Annotated in this window: 24 protein-coding genes; 16 read left to right on the top strand and 8 right to left on the bottom strand. The window is 68.9% G+C overall.

The genetic code is table 11. The features are described 5' to 3' along the window. Positions 1-139: 139 nt before the first annotated feature. On the bottom strand, positions 140-679 hold the full coding sequence (locus tag ACFWY6_RS27700) for a hypothetical protein (protein ID WP_384695651.1): 540 nt from the start codon (positions 677-679) through the stop codon (positions 140-142). Between the two features lie 136 nt (positions 680-815). Between ACFWY6_RS27700 and ACFWY6_RS27695 the strand changes: the two genes are divergently transcribed. From ACFWY6_RS27695 to pstB, 10 genes are all read left to right on the top strand, one after another. After that, positions 816-1223, top strand: coding sequence for a GntR family transcriptional regulator (locus tag ACFWY6_RS27695; protein ID WP_384695648.1), 408 nt, complete (start codon positions 816-818; stop codon positions 1221-1223). Further along, positions 1220-2125: an ABC transporter ATP-binding protein gene (locus ACFWY6_RS27690; RefSeq protein ID WP_384695645.1), complete on the top strand. Its 906-nt coding sequence runs from the start codon at positions 1220-1222 to the stop codon at positions 2123-2125. Before ACFWY6_RS27695 ends, ACFWY6_RS27690 begins: the two co-directional genes overlap by 4 nt. Further along, positions 2122-3093, top strand: a complete 972-nt coding sequence (locus ACFWY6_RS27685) for an ABC transporter permease (RefSeq protein WP_384695642.1) — start codon at positions 2122-2124, stop codon at positions 3091-3093. Before ACFWY6_RS27690 ends, ACFWY6_RS27685 begins: the two co-directional genes overlap by 4 nt. Positions 3094-3212: 119 nt before the next feature. Then, positions 3213-5564 carry an RNA degradosome polyphosphate kinase gene (locus ACFWY6_RS27680; RefSeq protein WP_384695639.1) on the top strand — a complete coding sequence of 784 codons (2352 nt, stop codon included), beginning with the start codon at positions 3213-3215 and terminating at the stop codon, positions 5562-5564. Next, entirely contained in the window at positions 5545-6612 is a 1068-nt protein-coding gene (locus ACFWY6_RS27675; protein WP_384695637.1) for a CHAD domain-containing protein, read from the top strand. The genes ACFWY6_RS27680 and ACFWY6_RS27675 overlap by 20 nt, the downstream gene beginning before the upstream one ends. Beyond that, positions 6582-7028: an NUDIX hydrolase gene (locus tag ACFWY6_RS27670; protein ID WP_384695634.1), complete on the top strand. Its 447-nt coding sequence runs from the start codon at positions 6582-6584 to the stop codon at positions 7026-7028. Before ACFWY6_RS27675 ends, ACFWY6_RS27670 begins: the two co-directional genes overlap by 31 nt. A gap of 202 nt (positions 7029-7230) precedes the next feature. Beyond that, complete coding sequence (pstS, locus tag ACFWY6_RS27665) at positions 7231-8361, top strand: phosphate ABC transporter substrate-binding protein PstS (protein ID WP_384695632.1); 1131 nt, start codon at positions 7231-7233, stop codon at positions 8359-8361. A 117-nt stretch (positions 8362-8478) separates the two neighbouring features. Further along, positions 8479-9501, top strand: coding sequence for a phosphate ABC transporter permease subunit PstC (gene pstC, locus ACFWY6_RS27660; RefSeq protein ID WP_384695630.1), 1023 nt, complete (start codon positions 8479-8481; stop codon positions 9499-9501). Further along, entirely contained in the window at positions 9498-10550 is a 1053-nt protein-coding gene (pstA, locus tag ACFWY6_RS27655; protein ID WP_384695627.1) for a phosphate ABC transporter permease PstA, read from the top strand. Before pstC ends, pstA begins: the two co-directional genes overlap by 4 nt. Positions 10551-10602: 52 nt before the next feature. Next, on the top strand, positions 10603-11379 hold the full coding sequence (pstB, locus tag ACFWY6_RS27650) for a phosphate ABC transporter ATP-binding protein PstB (RefSeq protein WP_360776345.1): 777 nt from the start codon (positions 10603-10605) through the stop codon (positions 11377-11379). Positions 11380-11509: 130 nt separating this feature from the next. On the opposite strand, the gene ACFWY6_RS27645 is transcribed toward pstB, so the two are convergent. Then, positions 11510-12508: an anion permease gene (locus ACFWY6_RS27645; protein WP_384695624.1), complete on the bottom strand. Its 999-nt coding sequence runs from the start codon at positions 12506-12508 to the stop codon at positions 11510-11512. Positions 12509-12515: 7 nt separating this feature from the next. Beyond that, on the bottom strand, positions 12516-13136 hold the full coding sequence (locus ACFWY6_RS27640; RefSeq protein WP_135330927.1) for a DUF47 domain-containing protein: 621 nt from the start codon (positions 13134-13136) through the stop codon (positions 12516-12518). Positions 13137-13333: 197 nt separating this feature from the next. On the opposite strand from ACFWY6_RS27640, the gene ACFWY6_RS27635 reads away from it, so the two are divergent. Continuing rightward, the gene (locus ACFWY6_RS27635) at positions 13334-13690 is read left to right on the top strand and encodes a metal-sensitive transcriptional regulator (RefSeq protein ID WP_323178607.1); all 357 of its coding nucleotides are present in this window, start codon (positions 13334-13336) and stop codon (positions 13688-13690) included. Positions 13691-13751: 61 nt separating this feature from the next. Here ACFWY6_RS27635 and ACFWY6_RS27630 read toward each other — a convergent pair whose 3' ends face one another. Both ACFWY6_RS27630 and ACFWY6_RS27625 read right to left on the bottom strand, forming a co-directional pair. After that, complete coding sequence (locus ACFWY6_RS27630; protein ID WP_384695620.1) at positions 13752-13937, bottom strand: hypothetical protein; 186 nt, start codon at positions 13935-13937, stop codon at positions 13752-13754. 115 nt (positions 13938-14052) lie between these two features. Continuing rightward, the gene (locus ACFWY6_RS27625) at positions 14053-14871 is read right to left on the bottom strand and encodes a hypothetical protein (RefSeq protein ID WP_384695617.1); all 819 of its coding nucleotides are present in this window, start codon (positions 14869-14871) and stop codon (positions 14053-14055) included. Between the two features lie 375 nt (positions 14872-15246). Between ACFWY6_RS27625 and ACFWY6_RS27620 the strand changes: the two genes are divergently transcribed. Further along, complete coding sequence (locus ACFWY6_RS27620) at positions 15247-16827, top strand: FAD-binding oxidoreductase (RefSeq protein WP_384695614.1); 1581 nt, start codon at positions 15247-15249, stop codon at positions 16825-16827. A 308-nt stretch (positions 16828-17135) separates the two neighbouring features. On the opposite strand, the gene ACFWY6_RS27615 is transcribed toward ACFWY6_RS27620, so the two are convergent. From ACFWY6_RS27615 to ACFWY6_RS27605, 3 genes are all read right to left on the bottom strand, one after another. Then, positions 17136-17843: a phosphatase PAP2 family protein gene (locus ACFWY6_RS27615; protein ID WP_384695611.1), complete on the bottom strand. Its 708-nt coding sequence runs from the start codon at positions 17841-17843 to the stop codon at positions 17136-17138. A 302-nt stretch (positions 17844-18145) separates the two neighbouring features. After that, positions 18146-19156 carry a bifunctional lytic transglycosylase/C40 family peptidase gene (locus ACFWY6_RS27610; RefSeq protein ID WP_266869713.1) on the bottom strand — a complete coding sequence of 337 codons (1011 nt, stop codon included), beginning with the start codon at positions 19154-19156 and terminating at the stop codon, positions 18146-18148. Between the two features lie 90 nt (positions 19157-19246). Then, positions 19247-19678 (bottom strand): ATP-binding protein, encoded by a 432-nt coding sequence (locus tag ACFWY6_RS27605; protein WP_384695608.1) that lies wholly within the window; start codon positions 19676-19678, stop codon positions 19247-19249. A gap of 193 nt (positions 19679-19871) precedes the next feature. Between ACFWY6_RS27605 and ACFWY6_RS27600 the strand changes: the two genes are divergently transcribed. From ACFWY6_RS27600 to ACFWY6_RS27585, 4 genes are all read left to right on the top strand, one after another. Then, positions 19872-20723 carry a helix-turn-helix domain-containing protein gene (locus ACFWY6_RS27600; protein WP_384695605.1) on the top strand — a complete coding sequence of 284 codons (852 nt, stop codon included), beginning with the start codon at positions 19872-19874 and terminating at the stop codon, positions 20721-20723. A gap of 18 nt (positions 20724-20741) precedes the next feature. After that, complete coding sequence (locus ACFWY6_RS27595; RefSeq protein WP_384695603.1) at positions 20742-20930, top strand: DUF397 domain-containing protein; 189 nt, start codon at positions 20742-20744, stop codon at positions 20928-20930. 19 nt (positions 20931-20949) lie between these two features. Then, entirely contained in the window at positions 20950-21186 is a 237-nt protein-coding gene (locus ACFWY6_RS27590) for a DUF397 domain-containing protein (protein ID WP_384695600.1), read from the top strand. Between the two features lie 442 nt (positions 21187-21628). Continuing rightward, the gene (locus tag ACFWY6_RS27585; RefSeq protein WP_384695597.1) at positions 21629-22081 is read left to right on the top strand and encodes a hypothetical protein; all 453 of its coding nucleotides are present in this window, start codon (positions 21629-21631) and stop codon (positions 22079-22081) included. Positions 22082-22150: the final 69 nt, after the last annotated feature.

Raw genomic sequence — 22150 nt, 5'->3', positions numbered from 1 at the left:
ACTCCTCTGCCGCCTTTGTATACCCCCCTCCGCGCTTTGGTGCTCGGCGCGGCGGGGTCGCTGGGGGTCGTCTGCGCGGGGGGGGGGGGGGGGGGGGGGGGCCCCCCCCCCCCCCCCTTCGCGCGTCCTGGACATCCCGCTACTTCGGCGTGATCGGCTCCATGCACAGGGAGTACTGCACCCGGCCGCGCCGGGTCTGCTGGTACTCGGACTCGCCCGGAGCGCACTCGGACTCGTTCATGCTCGTGACCTTGTACTCGGCCTCGGCGCTCGAGCAGTCGACGGTCTCCATGTCGGGGCTGCTGTTCGACCCCTTGTTCTGCATGCAGTCGCCGACCTCGGTGGCGTCGTCCGCGACCGCGGGCTCGCTGGCGGAGCTGCCGGGCTTATTGCTCGCGGGGCTCGTGGTGTTGCCCCGGCTCGTGTACCACCAGACACCCGCGATGACGCCCGCGATGAGCAGCGTCACCACCTTCATCAGGGGTGACTGCCGGTTGAACGAACCGCCGCCACCGCCGCCGCGCGGACGCTGCGGCTGGGGCGGCTGGGGCTGGAACTGCTGCTGCCCGTAGGGCTGTTGGGGCTGCTGGCCGTACGGGGGCTGCTGCCCCTGGTACGGCGGCTGGCCCTGGTACGGCTGTTGCTGGTAGCCACCTTGCGGCGGCGGAGGCATCGACAAGGTAAGTCCCCCGACTTCCCATACATGTTCACGTCATTCGGAGCGGCAGACGTTACAAGATCGAGCGCCTATTGACGGAACGCACCCCCTTGCACCACCCTTTCACTACTCAACTAGTGAAAGGGTGGTGCAAGGCATGGTCGAGTTCCGTATCGACCGGCGAAGCGGCGTCGCCACCTATCTCCAGATCGTCCAGCAGACCCGACAGGCCCTGCGCCTTGGCCTGTTGGAGCCGGGGGACAAGCTGCCCACGGCCCGTGAGGTCGTCGAGGCCACGGCCATCAATCCGAACACGGTCCTGAAGGCCTACCGCGAACTGGAGCGCGAGGGCCTGGTCGAGGCCCGCCGCGGACTCGGCACCTTCGTACGGAAGTCGCTCGGCTCCGCGCCCGCCGACTCCCCGCTGCGCGGCGAGCTCGACGCATGGGCCGCCAGTGCCCGCGCCGCCGGCATGGAGAGGGACGACGTCGCCGCGCTGTTCACCGCCGTACTCGAAGAGCACTTCACGCAGTCAGAGCATGTATCCGAGGGGGACTCCGCATGACCGACACCGCCATCGAGGCGGCCGCGCTGGCCAAGAGTTATGGGAGGCGGGGCAGGGCCGCCCTCGGCGACTGCTCCTTCCGGCTGCCCGCCGGACGCGTCTGCGCGGTCGTCGGGCCCAACGGCGCGGGCAAGTCGACGCTGCTCGCCCTCGCCGCCGGGCTCTTCCGTCCGACCGGGGGCAGCATCACCGTCCTCGGCACCGACCCGGCCGCCGCCCGCGAGCGCGTCGCGTACGTCGCCCAGCACAAGCCGCTCTATCCGCAGCTCAGCATCGCCGACACCCTGCGGCTCGGCGCCGAGCTGAACCCCGGGCGCTGGGACGCCGCCATCGCCGAACGTGTCGTACACGAAGGGGACTTGGACCCGAAGCTGCGCGTGCGCACGCTCTCCGGCGGCCAGCGCACCCGCGTCGCGCTCGCCCTCGCGCTCGGCAAGCGGGCCGAACTGCTGCTCCTGGACGAGCCGATGGCCGACCTCGACCCGCTCGCCCGCCACCAGCTGATGGGGACGCTGATGGCGGAGGCCGCCGAGCACGGCACCACCGTCGTGATGTCCTCGCACATCGTCGGTGAACTCGCCGACGCCTGCGACCACTTGCTGCTCGTCTCCGGCGGACAGGTGCGGCTCGGCGGCGGTATCGACGACCTCGTCAGCGCACACGCCCTGGTCACCGGCCGCCGCCCCGTCGAGGAGCTCGCCCCGCACACCGTCGTCGAATCCCGCGCCGCCGGGCGCGGCCTGACCGCGCTGATCCGGCCCGAAGGGCCGGTCGGCGACGGCTGGGACGCCGAAGAGCCGTCCCTGGAGGAACTGTTGCTCGCCCATCTCCGCTCCCCCGAAGCCGAGCCGCTGCTGCTGCCGGACACCACGGCCCCCGCCGAGCGCGAGGTGGCGGCATGAGCTCTCCACTCCTGCGCGGTCCGCGCTGGGCGGACGTCCGGCTGCACCGCACCGCCCTGTGGACGGCGGGCGGCCTCGTCGTCCTCGCGGCCGCGCTGACCGGCTACTTCCGATGGGCGGCCGCGACCTACCCGGCGACGCTCGACGGCTGCGGGATCGGTCCCTGCGAGAACTCGTTCCTCGGCTTCGCCAGCGCCCAGTCCCTCCTGAACGAGTACATGAGGAATGCCTCCCAGGCCCTCCTGCTCCTTCCCGCGCTCATCGGTGTCTTCGTCGCGGGCCCGATGACCGGCCGCGAGCTGGAGGCCGGACTGCACCGGCTGGCCTGGACCCAGTCGGTCACCCCGGCGCGCTGGCTCGCCTCGAAACTCACGGTGGCCGCGGCACTGGGCGTCGCCGGGACGCTCGCCCTCATGGGGGTCTTCCAGCTCGGCGCCTCCGGCATTCCGGGCCGCTGGAACCTCTCCTGGTCCGACCGGGGCGTGTACGAGGCGACAGGGCCCACGCTCCTCGCGTACTGCCTGCTCGCCGTGGCCGTCGGCGCGCTCGCCGGACTGCTCGTGCGCCGCACGCTGCTCGCCATGTCCCTCACGGGCCTCGTCACCGGGGGCGTCCTCCTGGCCATCGGCAGCGTGCGCTGGCACCTGTTCCCGGTGGACACGGTCTCGGGGCGCGCCTCGGGCACGCCCCTGCAATACACGATGCACGGCCTCCCGCAGAACTCCCTCATCATGGACAGCGGCGTCCACAACGCGGCCGGTGAACGCTTCATCGCCGGCCAGTGCTCCCCCGGCCAGATGGCCGACTTCCCCTGCCCGTCCGACACCCGCATCACCGGCTGGTACGCGGAATTCCATCCCCATTCCCACTTCTGGTACGTCCAGTTGATCGAGACCGGGATCGTCCTCGCCCTCGCGGCGGCGGCCGGCTACGCCGCGTTCCGCGTGCTCAGGCGCCGTACGCCCTGAAACCGGGACTCATGAAGGACAGACCCCCGGATGTGTAGATGTCCGGGGGTCTCCGGTACATGTCCCGCACGTCATGTCGCCGTAACCAGTGATTCAGACTGGCTTGCGACCCTCACTCAATGCAGCCCGCCGTGCCCGACCCTCCCCCCATGAACGGGAAGCTCCGCCTCACCCCGGCACTCTCCGACGCGCCCATCGGGGTCCCCACGCGGAAGAATGGGGCCATGAGCCAGCCCAGCACGCAAGGACAGGTCCAGCACGCCCAGCCGTCCGTCGGCTCCATCGCCGCGCACAGGCCGCACACACTCGCGGCCGCCGTGTCGGACCTGGACCCCGACATCGACGCGGATCTCGACGCGTACGACGAGGACGGCCAGGTAGGACACGACGGCGCCGAGCTGCCGCAGGGCCGTTTCCTGGACCGGGAGCGCAGCTGGCTCGCCTTCAACGAACGTGTTCTGGAGCTCGCCGAGGACCCGAACACCCCGCTGCTCGAGCGGGCCAATTTCCTTGCGATCTTCGCCTCGAACCTGGACGAGTTCTTCATGGTCCGGGTGGCAGGACTCAAGCGCCGCATCGCGACCGGCGTCGCCACCCGTTCGGCCTCAGGTCTGCAGCCCCGCGAGGTCCTGGAACTGATCTGGAACCGCTCCCGCGAGCTCATGGCCCGGCACGCCGCCTGCTACCAGGAGGACGTCGCCCCCGGCCTGGCCGACGAGGGCATCCACCTGGTCCGCTGGAACGAGCTGACCGAGAAGGAGCAGTCCCGCCTCTTCACGCTCTTCCGGCAGCAGATCTTCCCCGTCCTGACCCCCCTCGCGGTCGACCCGGCACACCCCTTCCCGTACATCTCGGGGCTCTCGCTCAATCTCGCCGTGGTCGTGCGCAACCCGGTCTCCGGCCATACGCACTTCGCGCGTGTGAAGGTGCCGCCGCTGCTCTCCCGCTTCCTTGAGGCCTCGCCGCAGCGGTACGTCCCCATCGAGGACGTCATCGCCGCTCCCGCGCACCTCGCGGAGCTGTTCCCGGGCATGGAGATCCAGGAGCACCACATGTTCCGGCTCACCCGGAACGAGGACCTCGAGGTCGAGGAGGACGACGCCGAGAACCTCCTCCAGGCCCTGGAGAAGGAGCTCATGCGGCGCCGCTTCGGGCCGCCGGTGCGCCTGGAGGTCGAGGAGTCCATCGACAGGAACGTCCTTGACCTCCTCGTACGCGAGCTGAAGATCAGCGAGGCCGAGGTCTATCCGCTGCCGGGACCGCTCGACCTGACCGGGCTCTTCGGCATCGCGGCCCTTGACCGGCCCGAGCTGAAGTACCCGAAGTTCATCGCGGGCACGCACCGCGACCTGGCCGAGGTGGAGTCGGCGTCCGCGCCCGACATCTTCGCGGCCCTTCGCGAACGCGACGTACTCCTTCACCACCCGTACGACTCCTTCTCCACGTCGGTGCAGGCCTTCCTGGAGCAGGCCGCCGCCGACCCGGACGTCCTCGCGATCAAGCAGACGCTGTACCGGACCTCCGGCGACTCCCCCATAGTCGACGCGCTGATCGACGCCGCCGAGTCGGGCAAGCAGGTGCTCGTCCTGGTCGAGATCAAGGCGCGCTTCGACGAGCAGGCGAACATCAAGTGGGCGCGGAAGCTGGAAGAGGCGGGCTGCCACGTCGTCTACGGCCTGGTCGGCCTCAAGACGCACTGCAAGCTGTCGCTCGTCGTCCGCCAGGAGGGCGAGTCGCTGGTCCGCTACTCGCACGTCGGCACGGGCAACTACCACCCCAAGACGGCCCGACTGTACGAGGACCTGGGCCTGCTCACCGCCAAGCAGGAGGTGGGCGCGGACCTCTCCGACCTCTTCAACCGGCTCTCCGGCTACTCGCGCCGTGAGACCTACCGCAGGCTGCTCGTCGCCCCCAAGTCCCTGCGCGACGGCCTGATCTCCCGCATCAACAAGGAGATACAGCACCACCGCGCTGGCCGCCCCGCCTACGTACGCATCAAGGTCAACTCGATGGTCGACGAGGCGGTGGTGGACTCCCTCTACCGCGCGTCGCAGGCGGGTGTGCCGGTGGACGTGTGGGTGCGCGGGATCTGCGCGGTGCGGCCCGGGGTCGCGGGGCTCTCGGAGACGATCCGGGTGCGTTCCGTGCTCGGCCGCTTCCTGGAGCACTCCCGGGTCTTCGCCTTCGGCAACGGCGGGGAGCCCGAGGTGTGGATCGGCAGCGCCGACATGATGCACCGCAACCTCGACCGCCGTATCGAGGCGCTGGTCAGGGTCACCGACCCGGCACACCGGGCGGCGCTCAACCGGCTCCTGGAGACCGGCATGTCGGACACCACCGCTTCCTGGCACCTGGGCGCGGACGGCAACTGGACCCGGCACGCGCTGGATCCGGAGGGCCAGCCCCTGCGCAACGTACAGGAGATGCTCATAGACGCCCGGAGGCGCCGGCGTGGCACAGCAACACCTTGACGAGTCGACGGCGGGCGAGGTCCTGGCGGCCCATCTCCGGGCCCAGGCCACGGAGTTCCTGCGTTCGCTGCGGCTGCACCGCGAGTCGACGACGGACGCGCAGGGCGCCGAGGAGTCCCTGGAGGCGGCCAGGGCCCTGCGCCGCGCGGCCCGCCGCATCGGCGGCACGCTGCACACGTTCCGCCCGCTCCTTGACCAGGAGTGGGCGACCGACCTGCGCCCCGAACTTGCCTGGCTCTCCGGCACGTTGGCCCGCGAACATGCGTACGCGACGCGGTTGGAGCGGCTGCTGGACGCGCTGCATCGGTTGTCGGGGGCGCCGGGGGTGCCTTCTCCCGCGGAAGCCGACGTTACTTCTGTGGGCAGGCGTTCCGCACGGCGGAACGGGTGGGCACAGCCCTCACCGCAGGGTGCCGATGAACAAGGCGGTGCGCCAAGGGGCCTGACGGTAGGCGCAGCCAAGGCCGCCGCACTCCTGGAGCGGCAGCTCACCCTCGCAAGGACGCGGGCCCACTCCACCGCCCTCCAAGCCTTCGGCTCCTCCCGCTTCCACGCCGTGGCGGACAACGTGGCGGTACTGGCGAGCGAGGTCCCGCTCAGCGCCAGCAGGGAAGCCCTGGAACCCCTGGCGGCCAAAGCGGAGTCGAACCTCGCGGAAGCCGTCGCCGCCCTCCCCCTGGGCCAGGCGGGCCACCCGTACAACGCCGAAGCCCTGGTCCACGGCCTCGCCGCAGAGGCCGCGAACGAGGCCCAGGACGCCCCCTGGCTCAAGGCCCGCGCCCTCCTGCGCCTGCACAGGTACGCCCAGGAGGTCCTCCGGGCCGGCGGCGACGACTTCCGCCTCACGGACGCGGGCCACGCCCTCGACCGCCACAGGGAAGCCGCCGACGCCGCATCGGCAGCCGCGTCGGCCGCCCGAACCCCCCGCATCGCCCCGGCCACCGCGTACGCCCTCGGCGTCCTGCACGCCGACCAGCGCCACGAGGTCGAGGCGGCCAGGTTCGACTTCCATCAGGCATGGCTGCGGGAGGCGGTGCACACACCGTGACGGGCGCCGCAGGAGTCGTACTTGCCGCCGGCTGCGTCCTGTGGCGGCACTCCCCGCACGACGGCGAGCTGGAGATCTGCCTGGTCCACAGGCCGAAGTACGACGACTGGTCCCACCCCAAGGGCAAGCTGAAGCGCGCCGAGGACCCCCTGGCCGGCGCCCTGCGCGAGGTCGAGGAGGAGACGGGCCACCGCTGCGTACCCGGCGCGCGCCTGCCCACGGTCCGCTATCTCGCCCAGGGCCGCCCCAAAGAGGTCAGCTACTGGGCGGCCGAGGCGGCAGAGGGCCACTTCACGCCCAGCAGCGAGGTCGACCGCATCCGCTGGCTGGCCCCACCCGCCGCCCGCAACCGCCTCACGCAACCCCGTGACCAGCGCCTTGTCGACGCCCTGCTCAGCGTCCTCAACCCTGCGTGACCTTTCGGATACGTTCCGTGATGCGAGCCCTAACCAGGCCGACCGCCGAGGTTCACCCCCCGTTCACTCGTGCCCATCGGCCGCTTCACCTGTCCTGCCTAATTTCGGCCTTACAACACGACGTAAGACCGCAAGAAGCAAAGACGCACGACCTCGCACGCCGCCACCCCAAGGACGGCGGCTCCCGGAAGGAACTCCGAAAGTGAAGCTTCAGCGCAAGAACCGGCTCCGCGCCCTCTCGCTCGGCGCCATCGCCGTCTCCGGCGCCCTGGCCCTCACGGCGTGCGGCTCGGACGACACCAGTGGCGGCAGCGGTGGCAGCGGCAAGGAGACCAACGCCAACGCCAACATCAAGTGCGATGACGCCAAGGGCCAGCTCGCGGCCTCCGGTTCGTCCGCGCAGAAGAACGCGATCGACGCCTGGCGCAAGGTCTACTCGACCACCTGCAAGGACGTTCAGCTGAACTACAACCCGACGGGTTCCGGCGCCGGCATCACCGCGTTCATGCAGGGCCAGACCGCCTTCGCGGGCTCCGACTCGGCGCTGAAGCCCGAGGAGATCACGGCGTCGAAGAAGGTCTGCAAGAACAGCCAGGCCATCGACCTGCCGATGGTCGGCGGCCCGATCGCCGTCGGTTACAACGTGCCCGGTGTCGACAACCTCGTCCTGGACGCCGAGACCCTCGCCAAGATCTTCGACGACAAGATCAAGACCTGGGACGACAAGGCCATCGCGAAGCTGAACCCCGACGCGAAGCTGCCGAAGACCAAGATCCAGGCCTTCCACCGCTCGGACGAGTCCGGCACCACGGACAACTTCACCAAGTACCTCAAGGGCGCCGCTCCCGACGCCTGGAAGTACGAGCCCGGCAAGTCCTGGGAGGCCAAGGGCGGCCAGTCCGCCAACGGCTCCTCCGGTGTCGCGGGCCAGGTCAAGCAGACCGCCGGCGCCATCTCCTACTTCGAGCTCTCGTACGCCTCCGACGGCATCAGCACGGTCGACCTGAAGACGGACGCCAAGGAGCCGGTGAAGGCCACCGTCGACAACGCCTCCAAGGCCATCTCCGAGGCCAAGGTCGTCGGCAAGGGCAACGACCTCGCCCTTGAGCTCAACTACAAGCCCACCGCCGAGGGCGCCTACCCGATCACCCTGGTGACGTACGAGGTCCTCTGCGAGAAGGGCAACAAGGCCGAGACCCTGGCCGCGACCAAGTCCTTCCTGACCTACATCGCCAGCGAGGACGGCCAGAACGTCCTCAAGGAGAACGACTACGCGCCGATCCCGGCCGAGATCATCTCCAAGGTCCGCACGACCGTCGCGGGCCTGAGCTAGCTGAACCGAGTGCGGCCGGCCCCGCGATTCAGGGCCGGCCGCACCGTCCGGTGCACCGCCGCCAGGAGCGACTCCCGCTGACGAAGCGTTGGTCGGCTCCGCAGACCGGAGAATCCCATGGATATACCAAGCAGTACGACGACACCTCCACCCCTCGACCACGTGAAGCCGTCGGCCGTCACGCCCAAGCGCGCAGCCCGCGGCGCGACCCGCCCCGGTGACCGGATCTTCCTCGGTCTCTCCCGTGGCTCCGGCATCACGCTGCTCGTGATCATGGCCGCCATCGCGGCCTTCCTGACCTACCGTGCGGCCCTCGCGCTGTCCGACAACACGGGCAACTTCCTCACCACCTTCGAGTGGGACCCGGCCGGTGCGACCACCGGCGGCAAGCCGTTCTTCGGCATCGCGGTCCTGGTCTTCGGCACGGTGGTGAGCTCGGTGATCGCCCTGGTGATCGCCGTCCCCGTGGCCATCGGCATCGCGCTGTTCATCTCGCACTACGCGCCGCGCAAGCTGGCCACCCCCATCGCCTTCGTGATCGACCTGCTCGCCGCAGTGCCCTCGATCGTCTACGGCCTGTGGGGCGCCCTCGTGGTCGCACCCAATCTGACCGGCCTCTACAGCTGGCTCGACGACTACTTCGGCTGGACCGGGATCTTCGAGTACCAGGGCGGCGCCCCGCGCTCCCTGATGACCGTCGGAATCCTGCTCGCCATCATGATCCTGCCGATCATCACGAACGTAAGCCGCGAGGTCTTCCTGCAGGTCCCGAAGATGCACGAGGAGGCCGCGCTCGCGCTCGGCGCCACGCGCTGGGAGACCATCCGCATGTCGGTGCTCCCCTTCGCACGCTCGGGCGTGATCTCCGCCTCGATGCTGGGCCTGGGCCGTGCGCTCGGCGAGACGATCGCCGTCGCCACCGTGCTCTCCCCGACCTTCCTCATCAGCGCGTCCGTGCTCGACCCCGGCGGCGGCACCTTCGCGCAGAACATCGCCAGCAAGTTCAACGAAGCCAGCGAGTACGGCCGTGACGCGCTCATCGCCTCCGGTCTGGTCCTCTTCGTCATCACCCTGCTGGTCAACGGCGCGGCCCGCCTGATCATCGCGCGCCGCAAGGAGTACTCGGGGGCCAACGCATGAGCGCCACCATCGTCAAGCCCACGAGCACCCTGCAGGGCGCCCGCCTGCCGCGCTGGACCTCGCTGGTCGTCGCGCTCGGCTCCGCCGCCGCCGGTATCGGCATCGGCGTGGGGGCGAGCCTCGACAGCCGTATCCAGTGGGGCCTGATCGCGGCCATCCTCTTCATCGTCGCCTCGTACGTCGTCGCGGTCGCCGTCGAGGGCGGCCGCCAGGCCAAGGACCGCCTCGCCACCTCGCTGGTGTGGGTCACCTTCCTGCTGGCCGTCGTCCCGCTCGCCTCGCTGATCTACGAGACCGTCGAGCGCGGCACGAAGGTCTTCAACGGCTACTTCCTGACCCACTCCATGGGCGTCGTCGCGGACGACGAGCCCGGCGGCGGCATCTACCACGCGATCATCGGCACCCTGGAGCAGGTGCTCCTGGCCTCGCTGATCGCCGTGCCGATCGGCCTGCTCACCGCGATCTACCTCGTCGAGTACGGGCGCGGGAAGCTCGCCAAGGTCGTCACGTTCTTCGTGGACGTCATGACCGGCATCCCGTCGATCGTCGCGGGCCTGTTCGTCCTGAGCTTCTGGATCCTGATCCTGGGCTTCGACTTCTCCGGCTGGGCCGGCGCCATGGCGCTCGCCATCCTGATGATGCCGGTGATCGTGCGCTCCACGGAGGAGATGCTCAAGCTCGTCCCGAACGAGCTGCGGGAGGCGTCACTCGCCCTCGGCATCCCGAAGTGGCGGACCATCCTCAAGGTGGTCCTGCCCACCGCGATCGGCGGCATCACGACGGGCGTCATGCTCGCCGTGGCCCGTATCGCGGGCGAGACCGCGCCGGTCCTGCTCCTGGTCTGGGTCAACCCCATGATCAACACGAACCCGTTCGAAGGCTCGCAGGCCTCGCTGCCGCTGTACGTCTACCAGCAGTACGCGGCGGGCAATCAGGCCGGTTACGACCGTGCCTGGGCCGCGGCGCTCGCCCTCATCGGCTTCATCATGATCCTCAACCTGGCGGCCCGCGGCGTAGCCCGCTGGAAGGCCCCCAAGACGGGCCGCTGACGCGGCCACTCAGCGACCCTCTCGTACCCCCTCGAAAGAAGCAGTGATCCCCATGGCCAAGCGAATCGACGTATCGGGCCTGACCGCTTACTACAGCGCCCACAAGGCCATCGAGGACATCTCGATGACCGTGGAGCCCCGCTCCGTGACCGCCTTCATCGGCCCCTCCGGCTGCGGCAAGTCCACCTTCCTGCGCACCCTGAACCGCATGCACGAGGTCACCCCCGGCGGCCGCGTCGAGGGCAAGGTGCTCCTCGACGACGAGGACCTGTACGGCTCCGGCGTCGACCCGGTCGCGGTGCGCCGCACGGTCGGCATGGTGTTCCAGCGCCCGAACCCGTTCCCCACGATGTCGATCTTCGACAACGTGGCTGCGGGCCTGCGGCTCAACGGCTCGTACAAGAAGAGCGAGCTGAGCGCCATCGTCGAGAAGTCCCTCAAGGGCGCCAACCTCTGGAACGAGGTCAAGGACCGCCTGAACAAGCCGGGCTCCGGCCTCTCCGGCGGTCAGCAGCAGCGTCTGTGCATCGCGCGGGCCATCGCGGTGGAGCCCCAGGTCCTCCTCATGGACGAGCCCTGCTCCGCCCTCGACCCGATCTCGACCCTCGCCATCGAGGACCTGATCGGCGAGCTGAAGGAGCGCTTCACGATCGTCATCGTGACGCACAACATGCAGCAGGCGGCGCGCGTCTCGGACCGTACGGCCTTCTTCAACCTCTCGGCGGTCGGCCAGCCCGGCAAGCTCATCGAGATAGACGAGACGGAGCGGATCTTCTCCAACCCGTCCGTGCAGGCGACCGAGGACTACATCTCGGGCCGCTTCGGATAAAGGCTGTTAAACCCTTCCGACTCCTTGCGGTGCTGCATGGCGGTGCCACCGCAGGGGCAACAAGAAAGGCCCGCCCCCTGGCTCCCGGGGGGCGGGCCTTTCCGTTGTCCTTGATTCGCTCTCCGGCCCGCTAGAGGAAGGCGAGATTCACGATCCAGAAACTCAGCGCGGCCACCATGGCAGCGGCGGGCATCGTGATGAACCACCCGAGGATGATGTTCTTCGCGACGCCCCAACGCACGGCGTTCACCCGCTTCGTGGCACCGACACCCATGATTGCGGAGGTGATGACATGGGTCGTGGAGATCGGCGCGTGGAACATGAAGGCGGTGGTGAACATGATGCCCGCGCCGGTGGTCTCGGCGGCGAATCCCTGCGGCGGGTCAAGCTCGATGATCTTGCGGCCGAGGGTCCGCATGATGCGCCAGCCACCTGCATACGTACCGGCGGAGAGCATCAAAGCACAGGCGATCTTGACCCAGATCGGAATGGGCGCGTCGGCATCCTGCACATCGGAGATGACAAGGGCCATCACCACGATGCCCATCGTCTTCTGCGCGTCCTGCAGACCGTGACCGAGGGCCATTCCGGCCGCCGAGACGGTCTGCGCGATACGGAATCCGCGCTTTGCCTTGTGCGGGTTCGACTTCCGGAACATCCACATGATCGCGCACATCACCAGATAGCCGGCGACGAGGCCGACCAGCGGCGAAAGGAACATCGGGATCACGATCTTGTCGAGGACCCCGGACCAGATCACACCGATACCACCGGCGATCGCGGCACCGACCATGCCACCGAAGAGCGCGTGCGACGAGGACGACGGAAGACCGAAGTACCAGGTGATCAGGTTCCAGACGATCGCCCCGACGAGGGCGGCGAAGAGGATCCACATCCCCTTGTCGCCGTGCGGGGTCTCGATGATCCCCTCGCTCACGGTCTTGGCGACCCCGCTGCCCATGAAGGCACCGGCGAGGTTCATCACCGCGGCCATCGCGAGCGCGGCGCGCGGCGTCAGCGCACGCGTGGAAACGGATGTGGCAATGGCGTTCGCCGAGTCGTGAAAGCCATTTGTGTACGTGAATCCGAGCGCGACGCCAATGGTCACGACCAAAGCAAAGGTGTCCATGGAGGGGTCAGGACTCCTTGACCGCGATGGTCTCCACAGTGTTCGCCACGTGCTCGAAGGCGTCGGCGGCCTCTTCCAGCACATCCACGATCTGCTTGAGCTTCAGCACCTCGATGGCGTCGTACTTGCCGTTGAAGAGCTGGGCGAGGAGCTTCCGGTGAATCTGGTCGGCCTGATTCTCCAGACGGTTCACCTCGATCCAGAACTCGGTGAGGTTGTCCATCGTCCGCAGATTCGGCATGGCCTCGGCCGTGAGCTCGGCGGCTCGCGACAGGACCTCGATCTGCTGCTCGACTCCCTTGGGGAGTTCCTCGACCTGATAAAGGACGACCAGGTCGACGGCCTCCTCCATGAAGTCCATGATGTCGTCGAGGGACGAGGCCAGGTTGTAGATGTCCTCGCGGTCGAACGGCGTGATGAAGGAGGAGTTCAGCTGGTGGAAGATCGCATGGGTCGCGTCATCTCCAGCGTGCTCCGCGGCCCGCATACGCTCTGCGATCTCGGCTCGGGCGGAGGCATCGGCCCCGAGCAGTTCCATCAGGAGCTTCGAGCCCGTGACAATGTTGTCCGCGGATGCGGCGAACATGTCGTAGAAGCTCGTCTCCCTGGGGGTCAGACGAAAGCGCACGTGGGGTCCTCGGGGTGCTTTGGATTCGGTCAGGCTGATGCTAGGCGCATCATCCGGCCACGGCTAACCGGCCAGGACCCAGTGTCGCCCATCAGGCACAGTGATCAGCACACCCCCCGGGGAATCGAGTATCCTATACCCACCCGGGGTATAGAGAAGCCAGTGACTGTCCAGGGACTGTCCAGCAGGAGGACGCGATGACGACCACCGAGGCGGCCGACGCGGCCATGACCACCGAAGCGCCCTCCGAGCCCGGCGGCCACGACCAGGGTGTGCACGGCTACCACAAGCAGAAGGACGAGCACCTCAAGCGCCTGCGGCGCATCGAGGGCCAGATCCGGGGTCTGCAGCGGATGGTCGAGGAAGACACCTACTGCATCGACATACTCACCCAGGTCTCGGCGAGCACGAAGGCCCTGCAGTCCTTCGCCCTGCAGCTCCTCGAGGAGCACCTGCGGCACTGCGTGGCCGACGCGGCGGTCAAGGGCGGTGCCGAGATCGACGCGAAGGTCGAGGAAGCCACGAAGGCGATCGCCCGCATGATGCGGACCTGACGTGGCGGGGCCCCGGCCACGCCCGGCCCCGGCCCCGGCCCCGGGCTAGTCCCAGTCGTCGCTAGTCCCAGTCGTCGGATCGCTGCTCCACGACCGTGGAAACCTTCAGGACCTCGTCGATCCGGTCGGGGCTCAGCCGCTCCTCGCCGGTGGCACTCGCCGCGATGATGAGTTCGCCGCACAGCTCGATCTCGGCGAGGGCGACGTGGTCCTGAACTGTCGTACCGCGCACCAGAGCCACGTTCATCACCTCTTCCTGACCTTGCTTCCTGCGCCCGTACCGACTTCCTAGAGTAGGGAGCGGCCTACACACCGCGCATGGCACGGACGGACCATTTCCACACGGCCGGACGCGACTAGACCTACCGCTCGGCGATCTTCCCCGCGAAGATGTCCTCGCTCGCCGGAAGCCGCACATCCACCTTCACCCCGAAGTCGAAGAGCAGCGTGGTCGACGCCACCTCCGCGTTCGAGACGCTGAACTGCTGGCGCAGCTTCCGCAGCCTGCCCTGCTCGTCGAGGTACGCGTCGAACGGCACCCCGCCCTTGCTGAACCCTTTCGCCGCCGCCCCCAGGGCCTTGCGCTGCCCCTGCGAAGCGGACTTCGCGGCGCGCGGCAGGTCGGCCCTCCCGCGGAAGTGCCGCACCTTCACCCCGGCCACCCGCGTCTCCCCCACGTACGTCGCCTTGCTCACACCCCGCAGCAGCTCCGCCGCGGCGAGCGGATCGGTCGCGCCCCCGGTGACGAGGTTGCCGTCCGACAGCGACGCCGTGTCGATCCGCACCCACTTGTCGGAGGGCACCCCGGCCCCCCGGTTCTTCATGTAGAGCGCGCCGCCGGCCATCAGCTCGGTGATGGGCCGGTGCTCCTCCGTCCCCGCGGGATCCTTCGGCAGCACCACCACGAACCGCCCCAGCTGCCGCTTGAAGTCGTACGCGCCGTGCCCGCGGATGGTCACGCGGGTCCCGCCGCTCGCCATCTCCATGGACGTACGGGCCTTGGCGCTCCCGGCCCGCACCAGGGAGTCCGCGGAGCCGCGCACCGCGTCGACGGAGTCCGCGGCGCCCGGGCTGTCATCGGCGGCGGCCCCACTGCCCGAACAGGCCGTGGCGACTGCCATGAGACCCACCGCGGCGGCCATGACCACCGCCCCGCCTGTGCGCCTGTGCAGCTGACCCATCGCCTGCCTACCCCCAAGCCTTCCCGTGCGGAGCCGAGTCCCCCTGTCGTCCGTGTAACGACCGGTACGTTGCCCCGTCACGCGTAGGGGCACCGGCCCGGCATCGGTACCGTGGAGCGGTGGCCGAGGAACAAGGACAGGAACCGCACCGCACGACAACGGTCGAACAGGGCCGCTTCTGCGCGGCCAGGTGCAGCTGTGGCTGGCGCGGACCCGCCCGCAGAGCGCGCAGCAAGGCGCGGACGGACGCGGCGTCCCACGTGTCGGAGGCGTAAGCCCTCCCGCTCCTTCCGTCTCCCCTTCCGTCTCCCCTCTTCCGGAACCCCGAGGTCCCGTACGCCGTCTCGTACTCCGGGAAGCAACGGGAGGGGCGTCATGGAACGACGTACGTTCATCAGCACATCCGCGGCGGCCGCCGCCGGCACCGCTCTGACGGCCGCCGGCTGCTCCGGTTCCGGCGGCGGGAGCGGCGGCGGGGGTGCCGCCTCCCGCAGCGCCGCGGGCTCAGGCACTCCCATCCGTACGTCGAGCGCCGCCGCGTCCGCCGCGGCGAACCTCACCGCCCTCGCCAAGGACCTGGACGGCACGCTGGTCAAGCCCGGCGAGGCCAAGTGGGCGGCGGCCAGGCAGCTTTACAACACCCGCTACGACACGCTGAAGCCCACGGCGGTCGCGTACGTGGCGGGCCCCGACGACATCCGCACGACGCTGGCCTACGCCCGCGCCCACGACGTCCCGGTCTCCATACGCAACGGCGGCCATTCCTACGGGGGTTGGTCGTCCGGCACGGGCCGCCTGATCGTCGACGTATCGAAGCTGAACAAGACACGGGCGAGCGGGACGACGGCGACGGTCGGCGCGGGCGCGAAGCTGATCGACGTCTACCGCGGGCTCGCCGCGAAGGGCGTGACGATTCCCGCGGGCTCCTGCCCGACGGTGGGCATCTCGGGCCTGACGCTCGGCGGCGGCCACGGGGTGGTCTCCCGCGCGTACGGCCTGACCTGCGACAGCCTCACGTCGGCGACGCTGATCACGGCGGACGGCAAGCTGGTGACGGCGAGCGCGCGCGAGAACAAGGAGCTCTTCTGGGGGCTGCGGGGCGCGGGCAACGGGAACTTCGGGGTGGTGACGGAACTGACCTTCCGCACCCACGCCGCCCCGCAAGGGGTCTCGGCCTACATGACCTGGCCGTGGTCCAAGGCGGCGGCGGTCATCAAGGCGTGGCAGCAGTGGGGCCCCGACCAGCCGGACGAGATCTGGTCCTCCGCCCATCTGGCGAACACACCGGGCGGCACACCCACGGTCTCGGTCGCGTGCTTCTCACTCGGTACGTACGGGGATCTGCAGAACGCGGTGGACCGCCTGGCCGACAAGGTCGGCGCCCCGGCGCGCAGCGTCTCGCTGAAGCGCCGCTCGTACAAGGAGTCGATGGAGGTCTACGCGGGCTGCTCCTCCTTCACGTCGGACGCCCAGTGCCATCTGCCGGGGGCGACTCCGGGCCGTAGCCCGCAGGGAGCCCTGAACCGCGAGACGTACGCGGCAAGCTCCGACTTCTTCGACCGCTCGCTCTCGGCCGCGGGTGTGCGGGCTCTCCTGACCCAGGTGGAGAACGTGACGGGGGCGAGCGCGGGCAGCATCGCGCTGACGGCTCTGGGCGGCGCGATCAACCGGGTGGACCCGACTGCCACGGCCTTTGTGCACCGCCGCTCGCGGATGCTCGCGCAGTACATCGCTTCGTGGCGCCCTGGCACGTCCGGCAAGCCGGCCCAGGCCTGGCTGAAAACCGCCCATGGGGCCATGGCGCGCCATGCCTCCGGAGCGGCCTACCAGAACTACGCGGACCCCACCCTGACGAACTGGCGCAAGGCGTATTACGGCGACGCGGCCCCCCGCCTGAAGAAGCTGAAGCAGCAGTACGACCCGAAGCGCTTCTTCGACTTCCCCCAGGCGATCTAGCGCACGGAGGGCCGCCCCGCCAGTCGTCGTACCCCGAACAGCCGGTCCCGCGACTCGAACGGCCCCCGCGACCCGCCCTCGGGTGGACTAGTGCGCGGGGGCCCGTTGCCCTGGGGGTATGCGTACTCGACGAATAGGTGCCGCCGCGGCGACAACCGCGGCCCTGCTGGCCCTCTCCGCGCCGCCCGCCGCCCACGCGGCCACTCACGACCACCCCGCCGCGGGACCTCTCGCCGCCGTCTCCGCGGGCGTCACCGTCGCCGCGGGCGGAGTCGGCTGGTGGCTGCTCCGGCGCGACCGGCGGGAGGCTACGCCGCCAGGTCGCGGTCGTCCGGCGTCGACTGCGGCTCCGACGCCGACGTCGGCCGAGCCACCTCCGGCACCTCCGCAGGACGCGCCCACACAAGCCGCCCGACCCGCCCGGAGCGCCCGACAGTCGTAGCCAACGGCGTGAGCAGGGCCATCGCCAGCGGCGAGAGCAGCAGTGCCACCGCCGTGCCGAGCGCGAACCCGCCCACGACGTCCGTCGGATAGTGGACGCCCATGAAGACCCGGCAGAAGCCTTCGAGCAGTGCGATCGCAATGCCGGCCAGACCGAACTTCCGGTTGGCGACGAATAGCGCGGCCCCCAGAGCCATCGCCAGCGTCGCGTGATCGCTCACGAAGGAGAAGTCGGTCTTTCCGTCGACAAGGACCTCAAGGCCGTCATGGTCCATGAAAGGCCGACGGCGTTCCACAAATCCACGGATCGGGACATTCACAAGGACCGCGATCCCGGCGGCGAGCGGCACCCAGACAACGGCGGCCACGGAAGCGGCCGCTTCCTCGAGCACATCCCGCTTCCGCTGCCCCCACCAGCACCAGACGACAAGAAGAACAAGGGCGAGCAACAGCCCGTACTCACCCACGAATTCCATCGACTTCGCCAGCCAGCCGGGCGAATCCTTGGCCAGGCCGTTGATGTCGTAGAGCAGGCTGACGTCGGGGTTCGACCCTGTTGTGTCGAGTCCAGCCATGGTGCCGCGGCCCCTTGTCTTCTCGGTCTACTCGCCGTGGGGCGCACAACTTGCACGCCCCTCCATCAACCCCCGTGATCAGTGCCGCTCGCTGCGTGGTCAGTGCTGCCTGCTGGGTGGTCTCGCGTTTCAGTCAAGGGAACGTGCGGCCCCCTTCACTACGTTCCGCTCTCCACCGAATGATCACTCAGACGTTACCGAAGAGAGACTCATCGCCGCAGCTCAGAGGAGTGCGCTGACGGAGAGTTCAAGCCACATCACACCACGCGTACGCCCTGCGTACGCCCCCCGTTCAGCTTCCCTCAGGCTGCCGATGCCTTGTCGGGCAGGGCCTTCGCCCCGTCCTCGGTGACGCGAGTCGCGCCAAAATAATCCGGTGTATCGATCGGGTCGAAGCGGATGACGGCACCGGGCCGCGGTGCGTCGATCATGTAGCCGCCGCCGACGTAGATTCCCACGTGACGGATGGCACGGGAATTGGTGAGGTCGTCCGAGAAGAACACCAGGTCACCCGGGAGCAGTTCGTCCCGTTTCGGGTGCGGCCCGGCGTTGTACTGATCGTTCGCCACACGGGGCAGTGTGATGTCCACGCTGCGATAGGCGGCCAGCGTAAGCCCGGAACAGTCGAATCGGCCGTTCTGATCAGCCGTCCCATTACCGCCCCACAGATACTCGGTGCCGAGCTTCTTCTGTGCGTAGTAGATGGCCCCGGCGGCCTGCTGCGAGGGCTGCACGCGGCTGGTGGGCCGGGCGAAGCTCTTCTGCAGAGTCGTGATGGTCTTCACGTAATTCTGGGTCTCGCGGTAGGGGGGCACGCCGCCGTACTTGATGACGGCGTAGGCGCCCGCGTTGTACGCGGCGAGCATGTTCTTGGTCGGGCTGCCGGGCGCGTCCTTCACATATCCGGCGAGTTTGCAGTCGTACGAGGCGGCGGACGGAATGGCATCCTGCGGATCCCACACATCCCTGTCGCCGTCCCCATCCCCATCGACCCCGTGCGTGGCCCAGGTCCCCGGAATGAATTGCGCTATCCCCTGAGCCTTGGCCGGACTCTTGGCGTTCGGATTGAACCCGCTCTCCTGATAGAGCTGCGCGGCGAGGAGAGCCGGATTAATGGCCTTGCACAGATTGCCCCACTTCTGGACGAGAGGCTGATAGGTGGCGGGCACGGCACCTTTCGCGAGCCCGACATTCCCCTGCCCGGCACCATTGGCGATGCTCCCGGCGGCCATATACGTCCCCACGACCAACAGGGCGATGAAACTCATCGCCCCACCGATACCGACGGCTGCGACCAGCCACGCCTTACGCACCGTCAACCACCCCTCACCGCGCGGGAGTCCACCGCGCCTCAGTGTAGAGGGGGCGCCTGTGCCGCAGGGTGATCTTGTCCTGTGCCGCCGTCACTTCTGCGCGCACTCGGCCCAGAGGAGCTTGCCGTGGTTCGCGGGCGCGTCACCGAGGCGATACGCGCCCCACGCGTCGGCGCAGGCCCGCACGAGTTGCAGCCCCCGCCCGCTCTCGGCGTCCTCCGGGGCGGGCGGCCCTCCGGTGGTCCCGAATCCGGGCGGGATCTGCGGGTTGGAATCCCACACGGCGACGCGGATCCCCTGCGGGGTGGCCTCGCGGAGACGGAGGGCGTAGGGGCCTTGGGTGTGGCAGTGGGCGTTGCTGAGCATCTCCGCGGCGAGGAGTTCGGCGGTGGGGGCGAGTTCGGCGAGGCCGTACGTGGCGAGGACGGCACGGAGGGTGGTGCGGGCGATGCCGGGGGCGCGGGGGTCGTGCGGGAGAGTGAGGGTGTAGCTCCAGGGCGGGGATACGGTTGTCGGCAGCATGGAACTCTCCGTTCAGGGGCGGTAGTTCATGGGGGTACCCAGTGACGATGCCGCTCCGTCGAGCGGGGTGCTTCCGGGCGTTGGCGCCTGAACCTCAAAGTAGCGGGACTGGATATATTCTTCAGCAGAGTTGGGGCAATTCCAAAGCCAGCCACCCGTGTGGGTGACCGGCCAGCACAGAGGAGCGACGGGCATGCCCGTGAGGACCAACCCGACGGCACGCCAACTCCGCCTCGGCGCCGAGCTGCGCAGACTGCGTGAGCGGGCGGGCCTGACGTCAACGGAAGCTGCTCGGCTCCTCGGCATGAAGCAGGCCCAGGTCAGCAACATGGAGACCGGACGCCTCGGCGTGAGCGCGGAGCGCGTGCGGGCTCTCGCCTGCCAGTACGAGTGCCCGGACAAAGCTCTGGTGGACGCCATCGCGGGGATGACCGGCGAACGCAAGCGTGGCTGGTGGGAGGAGTACCGGGACATCCTGCCGGCGAGGTTGCTGGACCTGGCCGAACTGGAGCATCACGGCTACGAGTTGCGCACTGCGCATACGTCGGGCATGCCCGGCCTCCTCCAGACGACGGAGCACGCACGCGAGGTCTTCCGCCAGGTTGTCCCCGAACTGACGCCACCGGAGGTGGAGCACCGCACCTCGTTCCGCATCAAGCGGCAGGCGGTCCTCTTCCGGCGGGACACAGTCCCGTATCGAGCGGTCATTCACGAAGCCGCACTGCACATGAGGTTCGGTGGCCGTGAGATTGCCAGGCAGCAGCTCAAGCACCTGCTCAAACTCGGCGAGCACCCGAACGTCTCCATCCTGGTCATCCCGTTCGACGCAGGCGGGTATCCAGGTGCGGGGCAGCCCATCTACTACGTCCATGGACCAGTACCGCAGCTCGACACCGTTCAGCTGGATCAGTCCCACGGAATCGCCCTATTGGACGCCGATGCGCAACTCGACAAGTACCGGACGGTACTGGACCGACTGACGGCCCTCAGCCTGATCGAGGTCGAGTCCCGCGCCCTCATCCACAGCATCATCCAAACCCTCTGAGAGGCAGATGTGTCCACCATGAGCTGGCAGAAGTCGTCGTACTGCGGCGAGGGCGAGTCCTGCGTACACGTCGCCGCCGGTCCCACCGGAACCGACGTCCATCTGACCGAAAGCGCCGACCCCACGGAGGCGATACTCACCGCCCGACCGGCAGCCTTCGCAGCCCTGATACGCACCCTCAACTCTCGCAACTCGTCCGGCATTTGAGGAAAGGACCGCCCTCCCCATGCCTGAAGGCAACAGCATCCCCGCAGACCTCGACTGGATCCGCGCCGCCCCCGAAGGGGAAGAAGGCCCAGGTCCCTGGATCGAGATCGCCTACGGCAAGGACGACGACGCCGTCTACCTACGGGAAACCAGCGACCCCGAGAACGTGGTCACCACCACCCAGAAGAAGTGGGACGCGTTCGTACTGGGCGTACAGGCAGGCGAGTTCGACCACTTCGTAGAGGGCGTCGACTGACATTGCTGGGCCGGTGGTGGTGTTCGTACCGGGGCCGCCCGGTTGTCCCGAGGTTGGCGGTTCCGGGCCGGGCGTAAAGGGCGCTCCGCTGCGCTGCGCGTCGGCTGCGCCGATGACCCTTCGGGCCACCCTTGACACCCAACCCTCCACCGCGAGAAGGAAGACGACCGGGCGGCCACGAAGCGGGGCTCACGGGGACCACTCGGCGGGTCATCGGGCTTGCCTGCCGGGTGCGGACTAAGCGGCTTTCCATAAGTCCTGTCGGTAGCGGGCCGGGAGCCAGGGGACTGTCCCGCATGTCCGGTTGAGGGCCGGGGCGTCTCCCGGGAGAACGCGGTCCTGCGCGTCCCGACTTGGTCACAGTGGCCTGTTCTCACCTGACGTGATGCCGGGTGGTTCGTAGGGTGATCACACCATCCAGCTGCTTTACCTGAGAGGGAACATGCCTCAGATCAGCGCATTCTCCACCGACGGGCGCCGCTCACGCCGTGCCCGTCGCACCGTCGCCGCCCTGGTCGGCGCGGCCGCCCTGGCCGCGCTGGGCACCGTGAACGCGCCAACTGCCACGGCCGCTCCCGCGCCGCCCGGCGGTGGCTCGTGGGACCACGAGTGGTCGGGGACCGGTGTCAAGGTCTACGTGAAGGAGCGCGGAGACATAGTCTCCGTGTGCGACACGGCCGCGAACAGTCACTCGGCCTGGACGACGGTGGACCGTCTGAACCCCGACGTCGAGGGCTACAAGATGTACGCCCGTGGTGGCAAGGGGACCTGCACGTCCCACTCGGCTGCCGAAGGCGGCAGGTACGACCTGGCGGAGGGCGGCCAGTACACCCTCAACTTCGAGGGCCGCGGTGACAACGGCGGCACGGTCGCGGGCTTCATCAACGACCACTGAGCATCAGCGTGTGGCGGGGGGGGGGGGGGGGGGGCGGGGGGGGGGGCGGGCCCCCCCCCGCCACCCACC

This window comes from Streptomyces sp. NPDC059037, from assembly GCF_042740015.1.
Classification (GTDB): Bacteria; Actinomycetota; Actinomycetes; order Streptomycetales; family Streptomycetaceae; genus Streptomyces.
Note: the sequence above shows the minus strand (reverse complement) of the source record. Positions and strands in the feature narration are given on the sequence as shown.